Origin of the sequence: Agrobacterium sp. V1, from assembly GCF_030518355.1 — a bacterium.
In the GTDB taxonomy this organism is placed as follows: Bacteria; Pseudomonadota; Alphaproteobacteria; order Rhizobiales; family Rhizobiaceae; genus Agrobacterium; species Agrobacterium cucumeris.
Genome location: NZ_JAULSF010000002.1, coordinates 539,699 through 557,717, shown reverse-complemented (window position 1 = coordinate 557,717; position 18,019 = coordinate 539,699). Strand labels below are relative to the sequence as shown.

Genomic DNA, 18,019 nt, shown 5'->3' with positions numbered 1-18,019 from the left:
GAACTGGATCAGACAATGGAACAACTGGATCGTTTTGACCGTGACATTCTGGATATCATTCAGCGAGACTGCCAGTTGAGGGCCGAAACGATCGCGGAACGGGTGGGCCTGTCCGCCTCGGCCGTACAAAGACGGTTGAAGCGTCTGCGCGAAGAAGGGATTATCAGAGCGGAAGTCGCCGTCATCGATCGAAAAGCAACGGCAACATCGATGGTGTTTATCGTCGGAATGGAGATCGAGCGGGACAATTATGACGCGCTGGCGAAGTTTCGCGTCTGGGTGGAGAAGCAGGATCATATCCAGCAGGTCTATTACGTTACCGGCGCGGTCGATCTTATTGCGATCGTCACCGCCCGCGACGTCGAACACTATGACGACATCGCCGCGTTGATCATGGCGGAAAATCCGCAGATCCGCCGAATGCACACGAATGTAGTGCTGCGCGACGTCAAACTCGGCCTGTTCGTGCCGCCGGAGTAATGCTCACGCCCACTACGGCGGATCTCAGATGCACCGACCATTTGGCGTTGCCGGCCGTGTGTCTTCGAGTGAGTTTACGTGGGTGTCGATTCCTCAAACGCTTTTAACAGCCCGGCCAAAAGGTTCCGGCTTTCTGATAGTTTGCGGCTCTTCTCGTCAATCGAACTTATTTGCGTATGCAATTGTGACTTCAATTCGTCGCAGGGTTCGAAAGCGTGCCGTCGGTCAAGGGAACACGGTAGGAACTGCCGGATGACTGCCAATGTCATGCCTGCATCTGAAAGCAATCCGATACGTCCAACGGTCTCCACGTCGGCATGACTGTAATCACGATATCCCGATTGAGTACGAACCGGTGAGAGAAGACCCTCTGTTTCGTAATAACGCAGCATTCTTATGCTGATGCCGGTCCTTCGAGACAATTCGCCGATCTTCATGTTAGCCCTTGACTCTGACAGTACTGTCAGACTGTAGGGAGAAGGCTCCAGAATGTAAATTGCAAAAGGAGCATTAGAATGACTAATCAGTTTGATTTTAGGACGGAGATCGACGGCCGTGAGGCTACAGTCGAAGCTCTCTCTTCTCTGGCTTTCGCAGGCTTCGCGCACTTTACGGCCATGCAAGTTCGCGATGGCGCAGTAAGGGGATTGGACCTTCACTTATCTCGGCTGCATCGTGCATCGGTTGAGTTTTTTGGGCAAGCACTGTCCGACGATCTGGTGCGGGAACGTATTCGGAACGTCTTACAGGATGCGCCTTCGGCAGTTTCGGTAACGGCAACGATGTACTCTCGGAGCGGCGAGTTTACGCCGACCGGAGTTGACAACGATCCGGCCGTTTTAGTGCGCACAGCACCCTCGTTCGATGGCCCTGAAGGACCTCTGCGCTTGACCGTCGTCCAGCACGAGAGGCCATTTCCAACGATCAAACATGTCGGCGAGGCATCAAAAACGCAGTATCTCCGACGCGCTGTCGAAAATGGTTTTGACGATGCGGTATTCGTCGATCGTCATGGACATGTAAGCGAAGCCACTATCTGGAACATAGTGTTCTGGGACGGAAAAGCCGTTGTCTGGCCCAAGGCAGCGCTTCTGCCAGGCGTCACGATGGGGATCATCCGCCGTCAACTTGCAATCCTTGGAATTACCCAGCGGGAAGAGCAGATCACACTCGCGCGGCTGGCTGATATGAAAGGCGCAGCACTCATGAATTCGTGGACGCCGGGTGTTGCCGTCAACGGCTTTGATGCTGTTTCTGTACCCTCGTCAGCGACCCTAATAGAAATCCTCAAAGAGGCCTATGCGCGAGAGCCGTTGGTCGCCATCTAAAAGGCATGATGTCCGCTTTCGGCAAAGGTAACCGTTTGAGAGAGCGTTCAATCAGGAACTCACCGATTTTCCTGTCGAACCAAGAAGAGTGCGACGAGCTTGAGCGTCGCCTCAAATGCAGAAATACATGTCAGGAAGGCAATAGGCAGCCGCTACTTTTCATTCCACGTCATCGTGTAACGCGTTCCCGCGTTCCGTTCCGGATGAGTATACGTCTGATTGACGCGGGCATTGATGTTCTTCGCCATTGCCATGATCAGTTTTGTGCCTAACCCGGTGCCCTTCGGCGATGCATCAGGCCCCGATCCTATTCCGTCATCTTCCACGACAAGAACGAACTGTCCGTCCTGCTCTGACAGATTGACCCGCACGGTCCCGGTTTGATCGGGATAGGCATATTTCAGCGCATTGGTCAGCAGTTCGGTAATGATGACACCGAGAGCAACGGCGTGGTCTGCGTTCAGATCAACCTCGCATAGTGACGTTTCAACCGTGATGGAGGAGGAGCCGGGTACGGCTTGAAACAGATCGCTGATGATGGAGGTCAGGTACGAACCGAGGGATACAAGTCCCACATTGGCTGTATTATAAAGGCTGCGATGAACGCCAGCGATAGCTGAAATCCTGCTTTGCGTTTCCAGCAACGCGGTTTCCGCTTCCTGCGACTTCAGGGTATTTATTTGCAGGCGGATCATGGCCGAGACCAGCGAAAGGCTGTTTGCGACACGATGGTTCATCTCTTTCACCATCATTTCCGCATGCTCCTTGGCCTTTACCAGCAGACGGTCAGCCTCCTCCTTCGTCTGGCGCAGGCGATGGTTTTCCAGGGCCTGGTTAATGGCGGTGAGCAAGAGCGGAAAAAAGTCGTCCCCGACGTTTTTGATGACGTAGTCCGCAGCGCCCGCCTTGATGGCATCTATGGCGATCTGGGCCTCGTTTGACCCCGTCACATAGAGAACCGGAACGCGCGCCGGTATCGTCTGGATCGCGGCGAGAAATTCCATGCCTGTCGCCGTCTGGAAATAGTGGTCGAGAACCACGACATCGAACTGCCCGTTTTGAAAAAGCTCGAGTCCAGACGCTACGGAGGCGGCATGAACCACCTCCATTCCGTGACGACCAAGAACGCGGCTCGAAAGCCGCGCCAGAGCTGGATCGTCATCAACATACAAAATGCGCAGAGCCATCATGCTTTCAGGGTATCTGGATTACGGAAAAGAACAGGCCGAGGTTTTTGATGGCATTCGCAAAGCCCTCATAATCGACCGGCTTGGTTATATAAACATTCGCACCGAGATCATAACATTTCTGAATTTCAGTCTCATCATCGGTTGTCGTCAAAACCACCACAGGCAAACGGCGTGTATATTCATTGCTCTTGATCTGCTCAAGGATGTTGATGCCCGACATATCTGGAAGATTGAGGTCGAGCAGTACGAGAAGATAACGATCTTTGCTGACAAGCCCATCCCGACTTTCGCCCAAGATGTAATCCAGCGCCTTCGCACCGAGCGTAAAGGGCACAATCTCGTTGTTCACGCCGGCGCGCCGCACGTTTTTTTCGATCAGGCGCGCATGGCCCTCGTCGTCTTCGATCATCACGATCGTTACTTCCTGACCGGTCGCTTTCATTTGTCGCCTTCCTTCGTCACTCTTCTGAGGTCACTCGGCAGCAGCAGGAAAAACGTGCTGCCCTCACCGAGTTTGGACTCCACCCTAATGTCCCCGCCTAAATTTCTTATTAGCGAACGAACATGTGCGAGACCTATTCCCTCTCCCGGCTGATCCTGACTGCCTGCCCGACGAAAAAGCTCGAAGACCCGTTCAAGATCCTGCTCGCCGATACCGCGCCCATTGTCGCCAACCTCGATACAAATCGCTCCGCGCCCGGCCGGGTAGGCACGCGCGGTCAACCGCAACGGACGACCCGACATCTGGTATTTCACCGCATTGTCAAAGAGATTTCCAAGAATCTGATCGAGAGATATGCGATCGGTAACAATCGTGAGCTTTGGCGTATCAACATCGATCTCGCCGCCATTGGCGGTGATCTGATGACGCACCGTCTCGGATAGTGACGAGAGCAATGTTTCTATATCGACCTTCTCCGGCTGCAGCTTCCGCTGACCATCGCGAGATATTTTCAGGATGGCGTTGATCAGTTGATCCATTTTTCGCGTCGATGAACGGATAAAGCCAATGGCCTCGGGAATATCCTCCTGAACCGCCAGCCGTGCTTCCCGGACCACCTCTTCCGGTGGGGTTTTACCGTCAGCCAGGACATAACTGGTCACCGGCTTGAGCGAGGTATCGAATTCGGAGAGGAAACCCATGATATTGACGAGCGGCGCGCGCAGGTCATGGGTGACAATGTAGGCAAAGCGCTGAATTTCCTGATTGGCGCGGCGAAGATCACGCGTCCTTTCCTCGACACGTTCTTCCAGATGGCGATTGAGCTCATCAACATCCTCCCGAGACCTGGTCAAAGCGCGGATATAGGTGAAAACGAGAAAGATCGAACCGCCGACGACAAGGAGAATTGCAAGGGCGCCGCCCACCGTCACCCATCGAAGCGTATTGGCTGCACCGAGCTGATCGCCAACGATGACGCGCAACCGATCATCAGTGTCTGTTTGCAAGCGCGACAGAACATCCCTGATTTCGGTCATGAAGCGTTTGCCGTCATTGTTGCGGACGACATCCACCGCCTCGGTCATGCGGCCGGCCTTTTGCAAATCGATCGTTTCGCGGGTCTCGGCCAGTTTCGCATTGATCGCTTCGGTCAGCTGCGACAAGGCCTGTTTATATCGGTCCTCGTCCTTCAGAAGATCGAGAATTCTGGACTGGCGCTGTGGCAGGCCGCGCAACGCCTCTTCATAGGGCACCAGATAATCGACATTGTTGCTAAGCAGATATCCTCTCTGGCCCGTTTCAATGTCCTGCATTGTTGTCAGCACATCGAGAACCGCTGCACGCACACGTCGCAATTCCGCGGTTTCCTGAGAGTACCGGTTGTTCACCTGAACAAGCCATAATGACATGGAGACCATGCCAATCAAAATTGCGACACCCACAGCAAGCATCAAAAGGCTTCGCTGGGCAAACGGTGAAAAACCAGTCACAGCAATAACATTCCCGGTAAGCAGCTAATAAGTGCGACAAACTAGATGACGGTTGCGGCAGATGCGAATGATTTCTTTTTACGCAACCGTGGAACCCCGTCAGATTTCAGGAGTTCAGCAATGTTGGTGAAAACAGCCCCCGACACGGCTGAAACGATGTGAATGCGGTGACATGAGATATAATTTTCAGGGAAAACAGATCCTTGTTTTGGAAGACGACGCACTTCTGGCGATGGATATGGAAGACTTTCTGTCGGATCTGGGTGTCAACGTTGTCGGACCCGTCTCCCACATAGAAGCGGCGCTGGAAAAAATAAACGCAACCGAGCTGGATGGTGCCGTCATCGATCTCAATCTGAGGGGTGAATTGTCCTTTCCGGTTATCGAGGAACTGAGGGCCGCAAAGGTGCCTTTCGTCGTTTGCAGCGGATATGCGGAAATACCCGGAGTGCGAGCGCAGCTGGCCGGGCTGACAGTGGTTTCAAAACCCTGCAACTTTGACGATCTTTCACATGTTCTGGCGAATGAATTCTCACCCAATCAGTGAGGCGAGAATTCCGGGCTTAATACGCCACCCCGTACGCAGGTCCCTTTATCTTCCACATCAATCCAGTGGGAAAGCTACTTGGTATTGCAGACCGGCCTGATCATAGTGGATTTCGCTTTCCGCCTGCAGTTCGTATCTGGCGCCTTTTGTTATCAGGGTCGTTCCAAAACCGGTTTCCTGGGGAACAGAAACGGGGGGGCCACCGCTTTCTTGCCACCGGAGATCGACATGACCACGCCCCTGACTGTCACGCTGCGTCTTCCAGAAAACCTCCACCTTCCCGTGCGCTCCGGAAAGAGATCCGTATTTCTGAGCATTCGTCAGCAGCTCATGCAGGATCATCCCGAGCGCCAGTGCGGATTTTGGTGACACCTGAACGCCTTCAGGACCCTCAAGTTCGACCCGGCTTGCGAAACTGTTATGGGGCTCAATCGCCCGCTTCACAACATCCTTCAGATCTGTCTCGCCCCAGTTGCTTTGAAAAAGCAGGGCGTGGCTTTCGGCAAGGGCCGTCACGCGGGCCACAAGCCTCTCCTGATAATCGTCGACGGAGGTGCTGCCCTTTGCCGTTCTGCGGATGATGGAAATGACCATCGCCATGGTGTTCTTGACGCGGTGGCTAAGCTCACGGACAAGCAATTCCTTGTGGATCTCCGCCCGCTTCCGCTCCTGTTTCTCCCGCGCTTCCGCAAGCGCCCGTTCGACAGCAGACGGCAATCTTGCCAATCGTTGTTTGAGGACGTAATCGGTCGCACCGCGCCTGAATGCATCGATTGCTGCGTCTTCACCCAAAATGCCCGACACAAAAATGAACGGTGTGTCTGGAAACCTTTGCATGGTGACATCGAGCGCAGACATGCCATCGAAATCCGGCAGAGAAAAATCAGCAAGGATGATATCGAACTGCTGGTTTTCCAATGCCTCCATGAACGATGCCTTGCCTACCGCCCTTGTCACCGCAGGCGGCGGCGAAATTCGCGAAAGCTGCTCTTCGATCAGTTCCGCATCAACAGAGCTGTCCTCAAGGAGAAGAAGCCTGCTTGCTTCCATTTGCAGCATTGCCTCATTCACCATTGCGACGCGCACCCGGTGGTGGCTCGTTCAAGAGCGCCCAGAAAACCCCGAGATCCTTGATGGCCTTGAAAAACTCGTTGAACTCGACGGGCTTGACGACAAAGGCGTTCACGCCGAGTTCGTAGCTCTTCACAAGATCCTGTTCTTCGCGGGACGAGGTCAGCATGACAACGGGGATATGCCGCAGGTGATCGCTGCCCTTGACCATCTGCAAAACCTCAAGCCCGTCTACTTTTGGTAATTTGAGGTCAAGAAGAACGACCGTAGGATCACCCGTTGGGCGGTTGTGATAGGCACCCGTGACATTGAGATAATCAAGTGCTTCGGCACCATCCCGCGCAACAACAACCTCGTTTGCAAGTTGACATTTCTCAAGTGCGGTCAGCGTTAGTTCCAGATCGCGTGGATTATCTTCCACCAGCAAAATAGGTCTGAGTTCAGGCAATTTCTTCCTCTTCAATTTTCATAACCGGCAATGTGAAGGAGAACGAGGCTCCCTCGCCTACGGTTCCCTGTGCACTGACCGAACCGTGATGGCGCTCAACAATGCGCCTGACGAGAGCAAGCCCGATACCTGTTCCCTCAAAATCCTCGACACGTTGCAGCCTCTGGAACACACCAAAGAGCTTGCTGTAATAGGCCATATCGAAGCCGACGCCATTATCGTCCACCGAATAAGTGACGTCATCTTCGGTTTCGACCGCACCGATAGTGATGATCGAGACCGGTTCCTGGCGGGAATATTTGATCGCGTTGTCGATGAGATTGTACCAGACCTGCCGCAACAGGGTCGGATCGCCGCGCGTAACCGGCAGACGACCAATACGCCACTCGATCTGACGATCAGTCATGGAAGGGGCCAGGGAGCGGCGAACCTCGCTCACCACCTTTTCCATGTCCACAGATTTCATGGCGATTTGCGTGCGGCCAAGTTGCGAGAACTTCAGAAGATCGTCCACCAGCCTGCCTGCCCCTAGAGCCGCCTCGGAGATCATTTGCAGATAATGCACTGATTTGTCGTCCATGGTGTCGCTGCGCTCGCGCAGCAACTGCGCAAAGCCGACAATATGGCGGAAAGGCGCGCGCAGGTCGTGCGAAACGGAATAGGAAAAAGCTTCCAGCTCCTTATTGGTTCGCTGCAATTCTCGCGTCAGATCTGCCATTTCCTCGGCCTTGCGCAGGACAATGCCGATAATCGCACTTCGAAGCTCCCGTGCCGCCGAAAGCTCCGGTTCAGACCACGGCAAAGCCGTGTTACGCACCTGCTCCTTCCAGATTTCGAAGGACTTGCGCGGATGAATGCGCCCGCTTTCCTGCACGGTCTTATGCGGATCTCCTCCCCAGCGTACGGTTTTTACGACTTCCGGCCGAAACCAGATAAGCCAGCTGCCGTGCAGTTCCGAGATGCGCATCGCGATAATCCCGCTTGCCGTGCCGGCATAAGACGCAGCTGCAGGATAATCATTCACAAGGTTCTCAGCCGCAAAGACATCCGTGATCGCCTGCTCGCCGAGCCACAGGACCAGCTCTTCAACCTGCTGCCGTGACGGCGTCTTGCCAACCAGCTCATATTCATTGCCCCGGAGGAGCGCAGCGCCATCCGCTCCCACCTGTTTCAGCAGGTCTTCTCTTTGATCATCGCCTTCTAGAAGGCCATCAGCCCATTTTTCGGCCGTTGCCATCCCCTTCAGCAGGCGCGCCTGAATATGGCCAAGCTCCACGCGGCGGGACGCATCCTGGGAACTCTGCTCCATGGCTATCCGCATCGACAGGAGCTGTGCGGCAAAATCACAGGCTTCACGCACGGCAAGGGACACCGAATGAGACGTGGCGTGATGACAGGCAATCAGACCCCACAGGGTGCCGTTGACGATAATCGACACCGACATGGAAGCAGCCGTACCCATGTTGCGCATATATTCGAGATGGACCGGCGATACGCTGCGAAGCTGCGAAAAGCTCATATCAAGCACCGCCCCCGTTGCCGCATTCAGCTGCGGTGTGACCGGGACAGGTCGATAATCGACATCGGGGATCATCCGCAGGCGGTTGATCGTGTAGAGCTGCCGCGCCTGCGGCGGAATATCGGCCGCCGGAAAGCGAAGTCCAAGATAAGACGGCAAATTGCCACTTCCGGCTTCCGCAACGACATGGCCGCTCCAGTCCGGCCCGAAGTCATAGATCAAGGTACGGTCATAACCGCTGATAGAGGACACCAGTTGGGTTGTCCGCAAAAGCGCGTCTTCCAGCGAGGGTGCGCTGTTCAGATATTGCGCCAAACCGGTGAGTTCGCCCATCAACTTTTCAGCCGATTCGCCGTGCCTCGTTTTTTCGAATTCGATTATGATCAAGGCGCCGGATCGATACGCAGAAACATCGAGTGCCTTTTCGGTCCAGACATATCTGAAATTGTTTTCGTCACCGGAATACCATTCGGATAAGGCGGCTATGAACGGCAGGACCGTGACATTTGCAGCCGCACCAATCGGCAGGGACGCCTTAATATAATCATTGAGGTTATCACTCGCCTGCACGACGAAAAATTCGCTGGCAGCCAGGACCAGAAGCGCACCATGTTCCTGAATAGCGCCGGGGATGTGGATGGGCTCGGCGCCGCAACTATCCAGTTTCGGCGTAACTGAACTCATGACTTTCTCCAGCCGCTCTTTGTAGAAGAACGATCGACCTGCTCAAAAGATGCCGCTAACCTATTGATTATTGCGGCGATGTAAACGCTCGTTTTCAGCAAATCGTGTCAGGACGACCACCAGAATTTCCGGAGATCGTCGCTCCAGTCGCTATGACCCAACGCTTGTCATGAGATAATGACCCACCCCCCAGACGTCACCGCCATCATGGCCAAAAAGCCCGGCGGTTGCCAGAAAGAACAGTCGCCAGCGCCGTTCCCACAAGCGCGCATCAACCCCATAAACCCGTTGCAGGATCGGTCGTATATGCTCGATCTCCCGGTCGAAATTCGCCAGCCAGTCGAGCGCTGTCCGACGATAATGCGATCCCGACCAGCGCCATTCCCGTTCGACGGTGAAAAGCGTGTCGAAACGATGGGGAAGATCGAAGGCAGGCATGATGCCGCCGGTGAAGAAATGCTGCGCGATCCAGTCCGCCGGATTATTGTGGTCAAAACGGTAGGATCGGTCACGGTGATTAAAGACGTGCAGGAAAAAGCGGCCTTCCGGCTTCAGCCATGCATGAACACGCTCAAACAATGCGCGCCAGTTGGACATGTGCTCGAACATTTCCACCGAGACGACGCGATCAAAACGCGCGCCGGCGGTGAAATCATTCATATCGGCGGTCACTACCGACAGATTGGAAAAGCCGCGCTCCCGGGCGCAGCCGATTATATATTCGCGTTGCGATGCGGAATTCGAAACGGACGTGATCCGCGCGTTGGGAAAACGCCCCGCCATATAAAGGGAAAGCGAGCCCCAGCCGCAGCCGAGTTCGAGAATGTCCATACCATCCTGCAACCCGGCATGGGCCACGGTCTCGGCCAGCGCAGCAGTTTCCGCCTCATCGAGGGTCGTCGCGGCATCGGGATAATAACAGCAGGAATATTTGCGCTGGGCCCCAAGAACGAGCGCGAAAAATTCCGCGGGAACTTCATAGTGCTGCCTGTTCGCCTCGTCGGTATGGCTGGCAATGGGGAATTTTGCCATATCGGCCGCAAAAACCAATTCGGCATCAGCCGGGATTTTTGCAAGCCGCCGTTTCGTTCTTGCGCAGAGCATATCTATCCCGGCGAGAGTGACGCTGTCGTTAAGCGGCGTACGTTCCGCGGCATTGATGGCGAAGGAGAGCATGTTCATGGCGTTTCCTCGTTCTTGCGCGGCCCCGGAAAGAAGGCGTTGACGCGGCGTTGCAGGGCGCGGAATTTTTCCCCGCGCGATTTCAGCATGTGCTCTTCAAGCGGCGGAATGCCGGAGACGTGAACGAGCAGCCAGTACATCATGACCGGTGCGGCGAGCGAGGCCCATGACAAGGCGTGGGCCTGAACGGCCAGCAACGGCAGGCTGCACCAGAAGAGCCATTCGAAGAAATAATTGGGATGGCGGGAGTAACGCCAGAAACCGGTTTCACACACACCGATTTTTGCTTCAGCGGTTTTCCTGAATTTCGAAAGCTGTGCGTCCGAGAGCGCTTCGCCCGCCAGCGCTGCACCGGCAATCATGGTGGCAAGAAGGTCGAGAACACGCGGGAAACTCTGGCCATTACCGGCCGCAAGATAGACTGCCAGAACAAGCACGAAGGCGGCAACGGCCTGTATCTGGAGGAAGATGAAAAGCCGCAGGGAGGCAGCACTGCCCCATTTTTCGATGAGCTTCGCATAACGGGGATCTTCCCCGCCGCCCCGCGTGCGCAGGCCGATATGGCCGGCAAGCCGCAGGGACCAGACGGCAATAAGCAAAAATACGATAGCGCGTCGCCCGCCGTCTCCTTCCGCCAGTAAAACAGCCAAGACGCCTCCGAGCCCCACGCTCGCGGACCAGACGGTGTCGATCCAGCCGCTAGAGCCGGTTGCTCTCTGTAATGCCCACGCTCCGGCCATGAGCAGCGACATGAGAATGGCAAGCATCAGGATCACAGAAAACATCACTACTTCGCTCACCGTTTTGAACAGATCGAGGCCGGGTGTCCGTGATGGCAAATACGAGCGAACCGGCAAAAGAGTTTCAGCATTCGGAAAAAAATCAAAAAAACTGCCGGCCGCTGAAACTTATCATGCGCCGGCCTCGTATCTGCGCTGTCCCAAGGCAAATTTTTGTAATGCGATAGCGAGGATAGATGACCGACACCGAAGCAACACGAGGACATAGCCGGCGCCGCATCGCCATAGTGGGAACAGGAATTTCCGGCCTGTCGGCGGCCTGGCTTTTGTCGCAACGGCACGATGTCACGGTCTTCGAGGCGGCGGATCGCATCGGCGGCCACACCAACACGGTAACATTCGACACGGATAATGGGCCGGTTCACGTCGATACCGGCTTCATCGTTTATAACGAATCGACCTATCCCAATCTCACCGCGCTTTTTCAGACACTGGACGTGCCGACGGCAGCCTCCAACATGTCTTTCGCCGTTTCCCTGAACAATGGCGGCTTTGAATATTCCGGCGGAACGGGTCTTGGCCTGCTGGCACAAAAGAGAAATGCGCTACGACCCCGTTTCTGGTCGATGCTCGCGGACCTGCTGCGGTTCTACCGCAACGCTCCGCGAGACCTGCATGTGATGGGTGACGTGTCTCTCGACGACTATCTCACACACAATCGCTACGGGGCGGCCTTCCGCGACGATCATCTTTACCCCATGGCCGCGGCCATATGGTCCACGCCGGCGATGGAGGTCGGTCGTTATCCAGCGGCGCATTTCATCAAATTCTGCCGCAATCACGGTCTGCTGCTGCTACGCAATCGGCCGGTCTGGCGCACCGTCGTCGGTGGCGCACACGAATATGTAAAACGCATCACCGCACCGTTTGCGGATCGAATTCGCCTCTCGACGCCGGTGACGCGCATCCACCGCCTGCCTGATGGCATCGAAATCATCACTGCGGAGGGCGAAACCGCTCGCTTCGATGACGTGGTGATCGCAACCCATGCGGATCAGGCGCTCGATATGCTCGTGGATGCAACGCGCGCCGAACGGCGCATTCTCGGCGCCTTTACCTACACCCGAAACCGCGCCGTGCTTCACACCGACAGCAGCTTCATGCCGCGCCGGCGCGCTGCCTGGTCAAGCTGGAACTATGTGGCCGACAAGAGCATTGAAGCTCGTCAGCCGAGCATCACCTACTGGATGAACAGGCTGCAGCCGCTGGGCAAAACCCCTGATACTTTTGTAACGCTGAACCCGGCGCGAGAACCGGATCAAGGAAAAATCATCGCCGAGGAAACCTATCACCACCCGGTTTTTGACGCTGGCACCGAACAGATGCGCCAGGAATTATGGGCCTTGCAGGGCCTGCGAAACACCTGGTTCTGCGGCGCCTATTTCGGCTCTGGTTTTCATGAAGACGGCCTTCAGGCGGGCCTTGCGGTTGCCGAAGATCTTGGCGGCGTATCCCGCCCATGGAAGGTTGCGGACGACAGCGGCCGGATCATTCGCCTGGATTTGGCGGCGATTGCGACGGACACACAACTCATGGAGGCAACGTCATGACGCCTCCCCTCACATCAGCGCTTTTCCCGGGCCACGTGACCCATGCGCGTTTCAAGCCAAAAACCCACAAACTGGACTACCGGATTTATTCGCTGCTTCTCGATCTCGATGAGCTGGAGACGCTCGACCGGAAATTACGGTTTTTCTCTGTCGACCGTTTCAACCTGTTTTCGTTTCATCGCAAGGATCGCGGCAACGGTGACAACACGATCGGACTGCGCCAGCAGATAGAAACGGCCATGGCGGCGGCGGGCATGGCCGTCGATGGCGGGCCCATCCGCCTGCTTACCATGCCGCGCCTGCTTGGCTGGGCCTTCAACCCGCTCAGCGTGTTCTTCTGCCACGGGCGCGACATGTCACTTAAAGCCATCCTCTGGCAGGTCGACAACACCTTCGGCCAAAGACACTCCTATCTGATCCCGGTCGAGGCCGGCACGGGGACAGAGATCGTCCAGCGATGCGACAAGGCCTTTTATGTCTCGCCCTTCATGGACATGAACCTCCGCTATGTTTTCCGCGTCGTCCCGCCCGGTGACAGGCTGAAGATCGTCATTGAAACTTTCGACGATGAAGGCGCCGTGCTGACAGCCCGCCATCTCGCCCGAAGGGTCGAGCTGACCGATGGCGCGCTGCTGAAAGCCTTCGTCACCATCCCCTTTCTCACGCTGAAAGTCGTTGTCGGCATTCACTGGGAAGCCCTGAAAATCTGGCTGAAGGGCGTGCGGCTGAGAAAACGTCCGCTGCCACCCGTCGAGCCCATCTCCTTCGTTTCCCCTTCATCGTCGCAAATCGAGGCCAGAATTCATGACCCCGTTTGAAAATCTCTCCGAGTTACCGGCGCAAAATACCCGCCTCAAGGGCCGCACAGGCATGGGCATATGGCTCATCAATCGGCTGCTGAACAATATCGACCGGGGACGGCTGCGCGTCGCCCTTCCTGGCGGCGGAACCGTCGAAAAATCAGGAAAATCGGAGGGTAGCGACGCCGTTATCGTGCTGCATAACTGGCGGGCAATCCGCAGGCTGCTCGTCAACGGCGATATCGGCTTCGCGGAAGGTTTTATCGAGAATGACTGGTCTACGCCTGACCTGACGGCGCTCATCCGTTTCGCCGCTCAAAATCGCGAGGCATTTGCAAGGTCTATGCGCGGCAGCCTGCCCATGCGCCTCATCAACCGGCTTGCACACGGGCTGAATGCCAATACCCGACGCGGAAGCCGCCGCAATATCGAGGCGCATTACGATCTCGGCAACGAGTTTTACCGGCAATGGCTGGATCCCTCGATGCTCTATTCGTCGGCGATTTTCGACGGCACGACACCCAGCCTTGAGGCCGCGCAACGCAAGAAGCTCGAGCGCATTGCGGAAAAACTTCAGCTAACCGGCAACAAGAGCATATTGGAAATCGGCTGCGGCTGGGGTGCGCTCGCCATCCACCTCGCCACGCAGCACAATGCCAGCGTGACCGGCATCACCCTGTCCCCGTCCCAATTGAACTGGGCGAAAAATGCGGCGGAAAAAGAAGGCAAGGCCAGCCGGATCGATCTCAGATTGCAGGACTACCGCGACGCGACCGGCCAATTCGACAATATCGTCTCCGTGGAAATGTTTGAAGCGGTCGGTGAAGCCTACTGGCCAAGTTATTTCGAAACGCTGAAACGCTGCCTGAAACCCGGCGGCCGTGCGGTGCTGCAAATCATCTCCATCGAGGAAAACCGCTTCGATACCTATCGGCGCAAGGCGGATTTCATCCAGAAACACATCTTTCCCGGCGGTTTCCTGCCCTCCGATTCAGCGCTCGAAAAAGCCGTCGGGCAAGCCGGCCTGAAGCTCACGGAGACAGAACTTTTCGGCCAGTCCTATGCGCTCACGCTTTCGGAGTGGCGTCAGCGTTTCCATGCCCGGTGGCAGACGATTTCCCTGCTTGGATTCGACGACCGCTTCCGGCGGCTCTGGGATTATTACCTCTGCTATTGCGAAGCAGGTTTTGCCGAAGGGACGATAAATGTCGGCCTGTACACGATAGAGCAAGGATGAGGCGGGGCCAACCGGTGGAGAAAGACAATGAAAATCATTAGATTGGCAATTGTATCTGCCCTGTCCCCGATGCTGGTCGGCTTCGGCGCGACAGCGGCGGAGATCGACGGCAACTGGGCGCGTGGCGACGGCAAGGCAAAAGTGCTGATCGCGCCCTGCGGTGAAAAAATATGCGCCACAAACACCTGGATCAAACCCGGCACGCCGAAGGAGAAGACCGGCGACCGCCTGATCATGGACATCAAAGAGAGCGAGGCGGGCATCTATTCCGGCACCGCCTTCGATCCTCAGCGGGACAAATCCTACAGGATAACAGTCACCCTTGCCGGCAATAACATGACCACGAAGGGCTGTATCGTCGCCGGCCTTCTGTGCAAGGGCATAAGCTGGACCCGGATCGACTAGCGCAGATCACGCGCCGTTCCATCCATTAATTGCATTGTCGTTCGAAAAAACCTCGCCGCCTTCTCAATGCCCGGCAAAGGAAAACACCGATGAAGACCTATTTCGCAGCCTATTTTTTCACGCTCGTCGCGTTTCTGGTGATCGATTTCATCTGGCTGAGCACCATGGCGTCACGTCTTTACCGCCCGGCTATCGGCGATCTCCTGGCGGAAAATTTCCGGCTCGCTCCAGCGGTCGTCTTCTACCTCATCTACGCCGGCGGACTGACCTTTCTTGCCGTGCGCCCGGCCCTGCTTTCCGGTGAATGGACAACGGCGCTGCTTTACGGCGCGATTGTCGGTTTCATGGCCTACGCCACCTATGATCTGACCAATCAGGCGACGTTGAAGAACTGGCCAACCACCCTCACCATCGCCGATCTTCTTTGGGGAACCTTCGTTTCCGCCGCAGCGGCGATCATCAGTTACCTCGTCACGGTGCGCCTCTTCGGCCCGCTGGAAAATTCGACGGGCATATCATGACGACGCTTCCTCTCGGCTACGGCGCAAGTGCGGCCCTCCTGTGGGCCCCCCATCAAGAACTTCCTCTTCCTCGTCCCTTGTCTTCATGTGAAAGACGACCTTATAAAGGAAGCGCAGCAAGGAAGGTTCGAATGCAGGGCACAGAGATAGCAAGCCTAATCAACCGTGTCGGCATGGGTGATCGTTCAGCATTCGTCTCGCTCTACCAGGCAACCAGTCCGAAGCTTTTCGCGATCTGCCTGAAGATCCTGCGGGACAGAACCGAAGCCGAAGAGGCGCTGCAGGAAATCTATATCAAGGTGTGGCAGCGCGCCCGCACATTTGCCGCAAGCGCCGGCAAGCCGGCCACATGGCTTGCCGCCATCGCCCGCAACCACGCGATCGACACGATCCGCGCCCGTAAACCCATAAGCGATGATATTGACGAGGCCTATGAGCTGGCCGACGATGGCATTCGCGATCCTGAACAGCAGGTCGTTCTGGCGGACGAAGGCCGCAGGATCGAGGATTGCATGCGTGAACTTGAAACTGTTCACGCAAAGGCGGTACGCCGAGCCTATGTTGAGGGTTTAAGCTATCTCGAACTGGCAGATGAATTGCGCGTGCCACTGAACACGGTCAGAACGTGGCTGCGGCGCAGTCTTCTCAAACTCAGAGAGTGCATGCAGCGATGACAACGGGCGACCAGAGCGGCGGAATGCACTCGCGCGACGAAATCCTCGCCGGCGAATATGTGCTGGGCGTCCTGCCGCTGGAAAAGCGCCGCGAACTGGAGCGGCGTATTGAGGACGACAGGGTCTTCGCGCAACTGGTGCAGCGTTGGGAGCAGGAATTTTCCGACTTCAATGCCGATTATGAAGAGCAGGTACCGAATGCGACTGTTCTTGCTCGCATCGAAGAGCGCCTGTTCGGCAGCAGGGATATCAACGCCAACGGCAGCCTGTGGAATTCCGCGTCCTTCTGGCGCTGGATATCGGTTGCCACCAGCGCGACCGCCGTGGCCGCCGTGGTCTACGCGGCCTTACCCGAAAAACGGCAGGGCGTCACCCCGCTGGTGGCGGAACTTGCGACAACCGATAGCCAGGTCAATCTTCTTGCCTCCTACGACGCGGAATCCGGACGGATGCGCATCATCCCCGTCGCAACCGGCAAGACGGACGAAAAATCACTGGAATTGTGGCTGGTCATGGATGGTGGCAAGACGCGCTCGCTGGGCGTGTTCCAGCCCGGCACGTCTGGCGACCTCATCATCCCCGCCGATATGCGCAGCACAATCACGGAAGGCACGACCTTCGCAATCAGCGTGGAGCCCTTCGGCGGATCGCCAACCGGTCAGGCAACCGGCCCCGTTATCGCCGTCGGCAGCGCGCGGCTGTTATAGAAGGCGCGTGCAGCAGCATCCCACGGACCCGGGATTGCTGCGCCGTTGAGGAGGCATAGGCTCTCCTTGCAAAGGAGAGCCCGACCGATCAGATCCGGGCGCCACCGGTTGCATCGATCATCTGGCCCGTCGTCCAACGCGCATCGCTCGATGCGAGGAAGGCAATGACGTCGGCAATATCTTCCGCTCGTCCGACACGCGAGAAGACCGAGAGGGCTTCCGCACCGGCGCGCGCTTCAGGCGATGCCAGCCACTCGGCATTCATATCCGTTTCCGTCACACCCGGTAGCACGGCATTGACCGTAATGCCGCGTGCTGCAAATTCAGGTGCCAGTGCAAGTGTCAATGTCTCAAGCGCACCTTTGGAAGCAGCATAGGCGGGATGCGTCGGCGCCGCGATCCGTGTAAACCCGGTCGAGACATTGATGATCCGGCCGTTCTCGCGAATATGGTCGGCGACCGCCTGGATCAGGAAGAACGGCGCCTTGTAGTTAATCGTCATCACCTCGTCGAAAACAGACTCGCTCGTCTGCTTCAACGGCAATGCAGGCGCGATGCCGGCATTGTTCACCAGTATGTCGAAACCGGACGAACCCGTCTCGTTACGCGCCGCTTCACTGAACTGAGCCCACAGGCTGTCGGCCGCCTCCTTACCCTGTCTAAGGTCGGCCTTCACCGCGATGGCCTTGACGCCAAGCGCCTCGATGTCGCGTACCGTTGCATTGGCCGCATCCAAATTGGCGGTGTAGTGGACGCCAATCAAGGCAGCGCCCTCCCTGGCAAAAGCGAGGCCAACTGCCCGGCCGATACCGCGTGAACTTCCAGTAATAAGGGCTATTTTGCCTGCAAGACGCTTGGACATGGATCACTCCGTTGCTAAAATAAATAGTGATCCCTACAATAAGAGCTGAAATACGCCTGTCAACAATTTAATAGGGATCGCT

The 18,019-nt window shown here is 56.4% G+C and carries 20 protein-coding genes; 10 read left to right on the top strand and 10 right to left on the bottom strand.

The genetic code is table 11. The features are described from left to right. Window positions 1-15: 15 nt before the first annotated feature. Window positions 16-480 (top strand): Lrp/AsnC family transcriptional regulator, encoded by a 465-nt coding sequence (locus QSV77_RS16715; RefSeq protein WP_269699353.1) that lies wholly within the window; start codon window positions 16-18, stop codon window positions 478-480. A gap of 74 nt (window positions 481-554) precedes the next feature. Here QSV77_RS16715 and QSV77_RS16710 read toward each other — a convergent pair whose 3' ends face one another. Further along, complete coding sequence (locus QSV77_RS16710) at window positions 555-917, bottom strand: MerR family transcriptional regulator (RefSeq protein ID WP_142843555.1); 363 nt, start codon at window positions 915-917, stop codon at window positions 555-557. Window positions 918-995: 78 nt separating this feature from the next. Here QSV77_RS16710 and QSV77_RS16705 point away from each other — a divergent pair, with 78 nt between their 5' ends. After that, entirely contained in the window at window positions 996-1,808 is an 813-nt protein-coding gene (locus QSV77_RS16705) for an aminotransferase class IV family protein (RefSeq protein ID WP_302734346.1), read from the top strand. Between the two features lie 152 nt (window positions 1,809-1,960). Here the strand turns inward: QSV77_RS16705 and QSV77_RS16700 are convergent, their stop codons facing one another. The 3 genes from QSV77_RS16700 to QSV77_RS16690 are packed head-to-tail and all read right to left on the bottom strand — an operon-like array spanning window position 1,961 to window position 4,891. Further along, complete coding sequence (locus QSV77_RS16700; protein WP_271361527.1) at window positions 1,961-2,998, bottom strand: sensor histidine kinase; 1,038 nt, start codon at window positions 2,996-2,998, stop codon at window positions 1,961-1,963. A 4-nt stretch (window positions 2,999-3,002) separates the two neighbouring features. Then, a complete protein-coding gene (locus tag QSV77_RS16695; RefSeq protein WP_142843558.1) occupies window positions 3,003-3,440 on the bottom strand; it encodes a response regulator in 438 nt (145 codons plus the stop codon). Next, window positions 3,437-4,891, bottom strand: coding sequence for a CHASE3 domain-containing protein (locus QSV77_RS16690; protein ID WP_271361528.1), 1,455 nt, complete (start codon window positions 4,889-4,891; stop codon window positions 3,437-3,439). Before QSV77_RS16690 ends, QSV77_RS16695 begins: the two co-directional genes overlap by 4 nt. Window positions 4,892-5,102: 211 nt before the next feature. On the opposite strand from QSV77_RS16690, the gene QSV77_RS16685 reads away from it, so the two are divergent. Continuing rightward, window positions 5,103-5,477, top strand: coding sequence for a response regulator (locus QSV77_RS16685; protein ID WP_269699347.1), 375 nt, complete (start codon window positions 5,103-5,105; stop codon window positions 5,475-5,477). A 57-nt stretch (window positions 5,478-5,534) separates the two neighbouring features. On the opposite strand, the gene QSV77_RS16680 is transcribed toward QSV77_RS16685, so the two are convergent. The 5 genes from QSV77_RS16680 to QSV77_RS16660 all read right to left on the bottom strand — a co-directional run bounded on the left by QSV77_RS16680 (window position 5,535) and on the right by QSV77_RS16660 (window position 11,166). Then, window positions 5,535-6,551: a sensor histidine kinase gene (locus QSV77_RS16680; RefSeq protein WP_302734345.1), complete on the bottom strand. Its 1,017-nt coding sequence runs from the start codon at window positions 6,549-6,551 to the stop codon at window positions 5,535-5,537. Then, window positions 6,541-6,996, bottom strand: a complete 456-nt coding sequence (locus QSV77_RS16675; RefSeq protein ID WP_142843561.1) for a response regulator — start codon at window positions 6,994-6,996, stop codon at window positions 6,541-6,543. The genes QSV77_RS16680 and QSV77_RS16675 overlap by 11 nt, the downstream gene beginning before the upstream one ends. Continuing rightward, complete coding sequence (locus QSV77_RS16670; RefSeq protein ID WP_302734344.1) at window positions 6,989-9,199, bottom strand: ATP-binding protein; 2,211 nt, start codon at window positions 9,197-9,199, stop codon at window positions 6,989-6,991. Before QSV77_RS16670 ends, QSV77_RS16675 begins: the two co-directional genes overlap by 8 nt. A gap of 150 nt (window positions 9,200-9,349) precedes the next feature. Further along, complete coding sequence (locus tag QSV77_RS16665; protein ID WP_302734343.1) at window positions 9,350-10,381, bottom strand: cyclopropane-fatty-acyl-phospholipid synthase family protein; 1,032 nt, start codon at window positions 10,379-10,381, stop codon at window positions 9,350-9,352. Then, window positions 10,378-11,166, bottom strand: coding sequence for a DUF1295 domain-containing protein (locus QSV77_RS16660; RefSeq protein WP_302734342.1), 789 nt, complete (start codon window positions 11,164-11,166; stop codon window positions 10,378-10,380). Before QSV77_RS16660 ends, QSV77_RS16665 begins: the two co-directional genes overlap by 4 nt. A gap of 191 nt (window positions 11,167-11,357) precedes the next feature. On the opposite strand from QSV77_RS16660, the gene QSV77_RS16655 reads away from it, so the two are divergent. From QSV77_RS16655 to QSV77_RS16625, 7 genes are all read left to right on the top strand, one after another. Further along, on the top strand, window positions 11,358-12,731 hold the full coding sequence (locus QSV77_RS16655; protein WP_302734341.1) for an NAD(P)/FAD-dependent oxidoreductase: 1,374 nt from the start codon (window positions 11,358-11,360) through the stop codon (window positions 12,729-12,731). Then, window positions 12,728-13,549 carry a DUF1365 domain-containing protein gene (locus QSV77_RS16650; RefSeq protein WP_302734339.1) on the top strand — a complete coding sequence of 274 codons (822 nt, stop codon included), beginning with the start codon at window positions 12,728-12,730 and terminating at the stop codon, window positions 13,547-13,549. Before QSV77_RS16655 ends, QSV77_RS16650 begins: the two co-directional genes overlap by 4 nt. Continuing rightward, window positions 13,536-14,768 carry a cyclopropane-fatty-acyl-phospholipid synthase family protein gene (locus QSV77_RS16645; protein ID WP_302734337.1) on the top strand — a complete coding sequence of 411 codons (1,233 nt, stop codon included), beginning with the start codon at window positions 13,536-13,538 and terminating at the stop codon, window positions 14,766-14,768. The genes QSV77_RS16650 and QSV77_RS16645 overlap by 14 nt, the downstream gene beginning before the upstream one ends. 27 nt (window positions 14,769-14,795) lie before the next feature. Next, window positions 14,796-15,173 (top strand): DUF2147 domain-containing protein, encoded by a 378-nt coding sequence (locus tag QSV77_RS16640; protein ID WP_302734336.1) that lies wholly within the window; start codon window positions 14,796-14,798, stop codon window positions 15,171-15,173. An 89-nt stretch (window positions 15,174-15,262) separates the two neighbouring features. Further along, entirely contained in the window at window positions 15,263-15,694 is a 432-nt protein-coding gene (locus tag QSV77_RS16635; RefSeq protein ID WP_302734335.1) for a DUF2177 family protein, read from the top strand. 131 nt (window positions 15,695-15,825) lie between these two features. Further along, window positions 15,826-16,368, top strand: a complete 543-nt coding sequence (locus tag QSV77_RS16630) for a sigma-70 family RNA polymerase sigma factor (protein WP_269699331.1) — start codon at window positions 15,826-15,828, stop codon at window positions 16,366-16,368. Continuing rightward, on the top strand, window positions 16,365-17,075 hold the full coding sequence (locus QSV77_RS16625; protein ID WP_302734334.1) for an anti-sigma factor: 711 nt from the start codon (window positions 16,365-16,367) through the stop codon (window positions 17,073-17,075). Before QSV77_RS16630 ends, QSV77_RS16625 begins: the two co-directional genes overlap by 4 nt. 88 nt (window positions 17,076-17,163) lie before the next feature. On the opposite strand, the gene QSV77_RS16620 is transcribed toward QSV77_RS16625, so the two are convergent. Beyond that, window positions 17,164-17,937: an SDR family oxidoreductase gene (locus QSV77_RS16620; protein ID WP_302734333.1), complete on the bottom strand. Its 774-nt coding sequence runs from the start codon at window positions 17,935-17,937 to the stop codon at window positions 17,164-17,166. Between the last annotated feature and the right edge of the window lie 82 nt (window positions 17,938-18,019).